General features: G+C 25.4%; 8 protein-coding genes. 1 reads left to right on the forward strand and 7 read right to left on the reverse strand.

Annotation, left to right across the window (positions count from 1 at the left end):
- Positions 1-127: 127 nt before the first annotated feature.
- The 3 genes from G3997_RS07380 to G3997_RS07390 are packed head-to-tail and all read right to left on the reverse strand — an operon-like array spanning position 128 to position 2,533.
- Positions 128-415, reverse strand: coding sequence for a DUF503 domain-containing protein (locus tag G3997_RS07380; protein WP_296644985.1), 288 nt, complete (start codon positions 413-415; stop codon positions 128-130).
- Between the two features lie 52 nt (positions 416-467).
- A complete protein-coding gene (locus G3997_RS07385; RefSeq protein WP_296644988.1) occupies positions 468-803 on the reverse strand; it encodes a YlbF family regulator in 336 nt (111 codons plus the stop codon).
- Positions 804-859: 56 nt separating this feature from the next.
- Entirely contained in the window at positions 860-2,533 is a 1,674-nt protein-coding gene (locus G3997_RS07390; protein WP_296644990.1) for a ribonuclease J, read from the reverse strand.
- 201 nt (positions 2,534-2,734) lie between these two features.
- Between G3997_RS07390 and G3997_RS07395 the strand changes: the two genes are divergently transcribed.
- Positions 2,735-3,472: a metal-dependent hydrolase gene (locus G3997_RS07395; RefSeq protein ID WP_296644992.1), complete on the forward strand. Its 738-nt coding sequence runs from the start codon at positions 2,735-2,737 to the stop codon at positions 3,470-3,472.
- 29 nt (positions 3,473-3,501) lie between these two features.
- Here G3997_RS07395 and G3997_RS07400 read toward each other — a convergent pair whose 3' ends face one another.
- The 4 genes from G3997_RS07400 to ruvX all read right to left on the reverse strand — a co-directional run bounded on the left by G3997_RS07400 (position 3,502) and on the right by ruvX (position 5,789).
- Positions 3,502-3,939, reverse strand: a complete 438-nt coding sequence (locus G3997_RS07400) for a Fur family transcriptional regulator (RefSeq protein WP_296644994.1) — start codon at positions 3,937-3,939, stop codon at positions 3,502-3,504.
- An 87-nt stretch (positions 3,940-4,026) separates the two neighbouring features.
- Complete coding sequence (locus tag G3997_RS07405; protein WP_296644996.1) at positions 4,027-4,920, reverse strand: LCP family protein; 894 nt, start codon at positions 4,918-4,920, stop codon at positions 4,027-4,029.
- Positions 4,921-5,027: 107 nt separating this feature from the next.
- A complete protein-coding gene (locus G3997_RS07410; RefSeq protein ID WP_071119749.1) occupies positions 5,028-5,297 on the reverse strand; it encodes a DUF1292 domain-containing protein in 270 nt (89 codons plus the stop codon).
- 66 nt (positions 5,298-5,363) lie between these two features.
- The gene (gene ruvX, locus G3997_RS07415; protein WP_296645001.1) at positions 5,364-5,789 is read right to left on the reverse strand and encodes a Holliday junction resolvase RuvX; all 426 of its coding nucleotides are present in this window, start codon (positions 5,787-5,789) and stop codon (positions 5,364-5,366) included.
- Positions 5,790-5,833: the final 44 nt, after the last annotated feature.

Raw genomic sequence — 5,833 nt, forward strand, 5'->3', positions numbered from 1 at the left:
ATTTATTCGCATTATATAACAATTGTGAAGTTAATTATATTATATTATTTTTTCAACACTCATTTAAAACATAGCCAAATATAAAAAGCTGAGTTAAATTTAGTATACAAATTTAACTCAGCTTTTTTTAATGTAAATTTACTTCTTGTTCTATATTTATAATTTCTGCATCAGTAATATCTTCAATATAATTAATTATATTATCTATAATTGAATCACAAACTTTTGAATCTATACCTATACCTACAATTCCTATAGTTATCAAGTTATGTATATCTTGATTATCTATTTCACATACAGATATATTAAATTTATTTTGAAGTTTACTAACTACACTTTTAACTACCATTCTTTTTTCCTTAAGTGAATGACACCAATCTGCTCTTAAGCTTACCTTCATTACTATAACTCTCATAATCTATACCTCTTTTACTTTTATATTTATTATATTATGCCTACAAAATAATTTATTTATAATCATCCTCTACTGCTTGTGCTAATATATGATTTATATTATTCATCATATTTGTAAACTGTTGTTCACTATTTAAATATTTATTAACTTTTTTGTTATTAATAACCTTTCTTTGAAGTGATTCAAATTTAGATAAACTTTTTTTCTTATCCTTTGGATTACTTATAATAAAGTTTTGAACTTTAGCTTGGCTTAATTTATACTCAGCAAGTAATTTTTCACTATCTGGGTCATTTTTTATTTCTTTCATATATTTTTTAAACTGTATATATTCCTTGCTATTCTTTATTTCATTAGCTAACTTAGTAGCTGTTTCATATATCGCCATAACTTCCTCCTATAAAAAAAGATTGAATATAATAAATTATATTCAATCTTTCATAATTATACCTCCATTATTATAGGAAGTATCATAGGATTTCTCTTTGTTCTTTGATAAAGATATTCTTTTAAATTTTCTTTTATATTATTCTTTAAATAAGCCCACTCTTTAATATTTCTATCTTCACAATCTTTTAATACATTTTTTATTACTTCTTTAGCTCCATCCATTAAATCTTCTGATTCTCTTACATATACAAATCCTCTTGATATAATATCTGGACCTGCTAAGACTTTTCCATCTTCTTTAGATATTGTAACAACAACTATCATAAGTCCATCTTCAGATAAATGCTTTCTATCTCTTAATACTATATTCCCTACATCTCCAACACCTAATCCATCAACTAATACATCTCCTGTTGGTATAGTTCCTGTAACTTTAGCTGAATTTCTATCAAGTTCTAAAACATCTCCTGTTTTATTTATAAATATATTTTGGCTAGGCATACCTAATTCTTCTGCTAATTCTGCATGTATCTTAAGCATTCTATACTCACCATGAACTGGCATAAAGAACTTAGGCTTAACTAGTCTATGGATAAGCTTTAATTCTTCTTGTTTTGCATGTCCTGATACGTGTATATCAGATTGATCATATATAACTTCAGCACCTTTTTCAAACAAACTATTTATAACTTTTGATATTAATTTCTCATTCCCTGGTATTGTGTGAGCTGATATTATTACTAAATCGCCTCTTTTTATTTCTATTTTCTTATGTTCAGCCCTAGCTATTCTAGCTAAAGCTGACATCGGCTCACCTTGCGATCCTGTAGTTATTATTACAACTTCACTATCTTCATATTTAGATATATCATTTAAATCTACTAACATATTTTCAGGAATATTTAAATGCCCTAATTCAGTAGCTACAGCAATCACATTTACCATAGATCTTCCAGATATAGCAACTTTTCTGTTAAATTTCTCCGATGTATTTATTATTTGTTGTAATCTGTATATATTAGATGCAAATGTTGCAACTATTATTCTATTACTTGATGCTTTTCTAAATAAATCCTCTAATCCTGCCCCTACTGTTCTTTCCGACATTGTATAACCTGGATCTTCAACATTAGTACTTTCTGCTAATAATAAAAGAACTCCCTTTTTACTTAATTCACATATTCTGTGTATGTCCATAACTTCTCCATCAATTGGAGTTAAATCTATTTTAAAGTCTCCTGTATGATATATTATTCCCTGATCTGTATGAACAGCAATAGAACATGCATCTGGTATACTATGATTATTCTTTATAAACTCTACTTCCATATGAGAAAGTTTTATAATATCTTTTGGAGATACTACATTAAGTTTAGCATTATTTATTTTATGTTCTTTTAGTTTTACTTGTATAAGACCTATACTAAGTTTAGCTCCATATATTGGTACATTTATTTTCTTTAATATATATGGAATTGCTCCTATATGGTCTTCATGTCCGTGTGTAATAAAGATTCCTTTTACTTTATCTTTATTTTTTATTAAATAACTTATATCAGGAATAACTACATCGACTCCTAACATTTCTTCATCTGGAAAGCTCATTCCAGCATCTATTACAATTATTTCATCTTTATACTCAATAGCAGTCATATTTTTGCCTATTTCATTAAGTCCACCTAATGCCATGACTTTTATTTTATTTGTATTTTTTCTAAACAATCGCATCATCTCCTTCTGTCTATTTAGTTTTCAAACACGTTCTACTTTTTTAATAATATCAAATCACGTACTCTTTACCAGTTATTATCATTGTACCATAATTTCATATATAATTTAAGTAATATTTAAAATACATTTAATGTATTATTTTGACAAAGTAAATTTATTTTGCTATTCTCAAAATATATTATATTTTTAGGAGGATATATGCGTGGTAAAACCCATTGTACAATAGGCATTTTGAGTACTATTCAAGCCTGTATATTATTTAAAGTTCCTATTACTATATTTAATCTTGTGTTGGCTGCTATTTTTTCAATACTTCCTGACTTAGATGAATCTAACTCCACAATTTCTAATGTACTTTTAAAGCAAGATACTTCAAAATTTATACTAAAAATAGTCATATACATAATTAACTTTGCTATATTTTTTATATCATTAAAACTAAATAATAATTTTTTATTAAGTTCAATTGTAACATTTATATCAATAATGGTATTAGAATCTAAGCTTAATCATACATTACTTAGAAAAATTCTTTTATCTTTAACGCTTGTACTTTTATCTCTATGTTTATTTTTTATAAAGGTTAAAATATACTTCGTTATATTTTTCTTAATATTAGCTTCTTTTCCATGGCTTAAGCATAGAAGCTTTTCTCATAGTATATTTGCAGCTATTATAATTTATTTTTTACTTAAACAAATAGAGATAATATATAATATATCGAATTTATCATTTTTTGGAACTATAGGATATGCAAGTCATTTATTTTTAGGTGATTTATTCACAAAATCAGGTATTCCTTTATTTTATCCTCTTAGTGACAAGAAGTATTCTTTAGGATATTTTAGAGTTGGGAGCTTTTTTAATAATATTTTAGAAATTTTAATCGTCGTTATATTAATAGGTTCTATAATTTTTACTACAATAAAAATATAAGTCTCTGTAAKGAGACTTATATTTTTATATTAGTTTTTGCAGTTTTCACATATTCCATAGAATTTAACGTCATGATCTAATATTTCAAATTTATATCTTTCTTGTATACTCTGTTCTATACTTTCTAATAAATCTTCTTGAACTTCTATTATCCTCGAGCAGTTTTTACATATTAAATGATGATGGTTATGACATTCATCTTTATTTAAACTAATTTCATATCTTATACATCCATCATCTAAGTTAAGTTTTGATATTACACCTATTTCATCTAATAATTGCATTGTTCTATAAACTGTAGCTAGTCCTATTTCTGGACAATCTACCCTAACTAAATCATATATTTGCTCACTACTTAGATGTTCTTTGTTATGTTTTAATAATGTATCTATTACTGCTCTTCTTTGAGGCGTTATTTTAAATCCAGTTTCTCTTAATTTTTCTTTTAATATATCCATAGTATTCATACTAATCACCTTTATTTTCAATTGATAATCTTTATTAAATATTGTAATTGATAATAAACATCTTGTCAATATTTATTGTTATACCCATTAATTGCTATATATAAACTTATGTAGTAAATTTATATTTTTATCTTTATCCCACTCAACTACATATTTTCCATTTTTATCAGTTACTCCATCTTCTCTATACTCTGATACCGGAAATTCTAATTGTTTTATATCATAACTTGCTAATTCATGAGAAGTAAATGCTAATTTAATTATTTTATTAAAGTCCATATTAACTCTTACATGTTTTAATATACTTTTTGCTATATATGGATATTTAGTTATAGAAACATGTGATAATTTATGTGCTATATTCGTTAATATTATTCTTTGTCTTTCATCTCTTTTATATATTGTATCTAATTTTCTTATCCTAGCATAAGCTAATGCTTGATATCCATTTAGATTATTATTTCCGCTACTACTTATATATTCAATATTATTAATATCTGTATGATTGACATTATAACATGCTTTTATAACTTCATTTAAATGTCTTATTTCCTTTTCATTAATATTAATATCTACTCCTCCTATTATATCCACTATATCTATAAATGATTTAAAATTTACTGTTGCATAATCTTTTATATTTAAATTAAAATTTTCATTTATAGTTTGCATTAATAATTCTTCTTTTCCATATGCATATGCATGAGTTAACTTTTCTTCTCCATGACCTGGAATTTTAACTAAAGTATCCCTAGCTAAAGACGTAAGTTTTAAAGATTTATTCAACTTATCTATAGTTAATATAATCATAGTATCAGACCTTTTAGGAATATTATCATTACTTCCATCTAACCCTATTAAAAGAATATTTTCTATCATTTGCGGTTGCTCAACCTTAATTTTACTTAATCCATAGACATTAGATATCGGTATAAAAGTAATTATTAATAATAAAAATAAAATTAATCCTCTTTTTTTCACTTTATTTACTCCTTCCTAATCAAATTTTTAATATTTTCCCCTAAATAGAATAAATTTACACAAAAAAAGACTTCTCAAAATTTAATTTGAGAAGTCCTTTTTATTAATTATTCTTCGTCGAAGTTTAATCCTTCTTCTTCCATTAATGTATTGTATACATCAACAACTATTTCATATTCTTTGTCATCTTCTAATGGAACTAATATTTCACCTTGTTCATCTTGGTCTATTCTAAATACTAATGCTTCTTCAGCTTCTTCTTCCTCTACTGGCATTAGTATTGCATATTCTTTTCCTTCTGCTTCTAATGTTAATATTATTTCAAATTGACTTTCTACACCATTTTCATCTATTAAGTTTATTATATTTTCTTGCATGACCTTCACCTCTGTTTTATTTGTTAATTATATTATATATCATAAAAGTATAATTTTATAGATATTTTAGAAATTTCTTTGTCTGTCTAAATAACCTTGTAATATTATTACAGCAGCTACCATATCTATTACGCCTTTTCTATTTTCTCTTCTTACATTACCTTGTATAAGCGTTCTTTCAGCTGCTACTGTTGATAATCTTTCATCCCAGTATTCTATTTTTATGCCTGTTTCTTCTTCTAATAATTCACAGAATTTTATAACTTTTTCTCCTTGTGGTCCTAAAGTCCCATTCATATTTTTAGGAAGACCTGAAACTATTTTGTTAACTTGTCTTTCTTTTATTATTTCTTTTAATGCTTCTATATCTTTTTTCTTTCCTATTCTTTTTACAGTTTTAACTCCTTGTGCTGTAAGTCCCATTAAGTCACTAACTGCAACTCCTATAGTTTTATCGCCTACATCAAGTCCCATTATTCTTCCGTCTAACATTTTTTTCTCCTTACTTAACTTTATAATTCTAATAAAAAACAATT

It is taken from the genome of Romboutsia sp. 13368 (genome assembly GCF_018336475.1).
GTDB lineage: Bacteria > Bacillota > Clostridia > Peptostreptococcales > Peptostreptococcaceae > Romboutsia.

What these genes read in the sequence shown, in the direction of transcription:
- G3997_RS07395 (WP_296644992.1), top strand. Translation starts at nt 2,735, where the DNA reads ATGCGTGGTAAAACCCATTGTACAATAGGCATTTTGAGTACTATTCAA.
- ruvX (WP_296645001.1), bottom strand. Translation starts at nt 5,789, where the DNA reads ATGTTAGACGGAAGAATAATGGGACTTGATGTAGGCGATAAAACTATA.
- G3997_RS07410 (WP_071119749.1), bottom strand. Translation starts at nt 5,297, where the DNA reads ATGCAAGAAAATATAATAAACTTAATAGATGAAAATGGTGTAGAAAGT.
- G3997_RS07380 (WP_296644985.1), bottom strand. Translation starts at nt 415, where the DNA reads ATGAGAGTTATAGTAATGAAGGTAAGCTTAAGAGCAGATTGGTGTCAT.
- G3997_RS07385 (WP_296644988.1), bottom strand. Translation starts at nt 803, where the DNA reads ATGGCGATATATGAAACAGCTACTAAGTTAGCTAATGAAATAAAGAAT.
- G3997_RS07390 (WP_296644990.1), bottom strand. Translation starts at nt 2,533, where the DNA reads ATGCGATTGTTTAGAAAAAATACAAATAAAATAAAAGTCATGGCATTA.
- G3997_RS07400 (WP_296644994.1), bottom strand. Translation starts at nt 3,939, where the DNA reads ATGAATACTATGGATATATTAAAAGAAAAATTAAGAGAAACTGGATTT.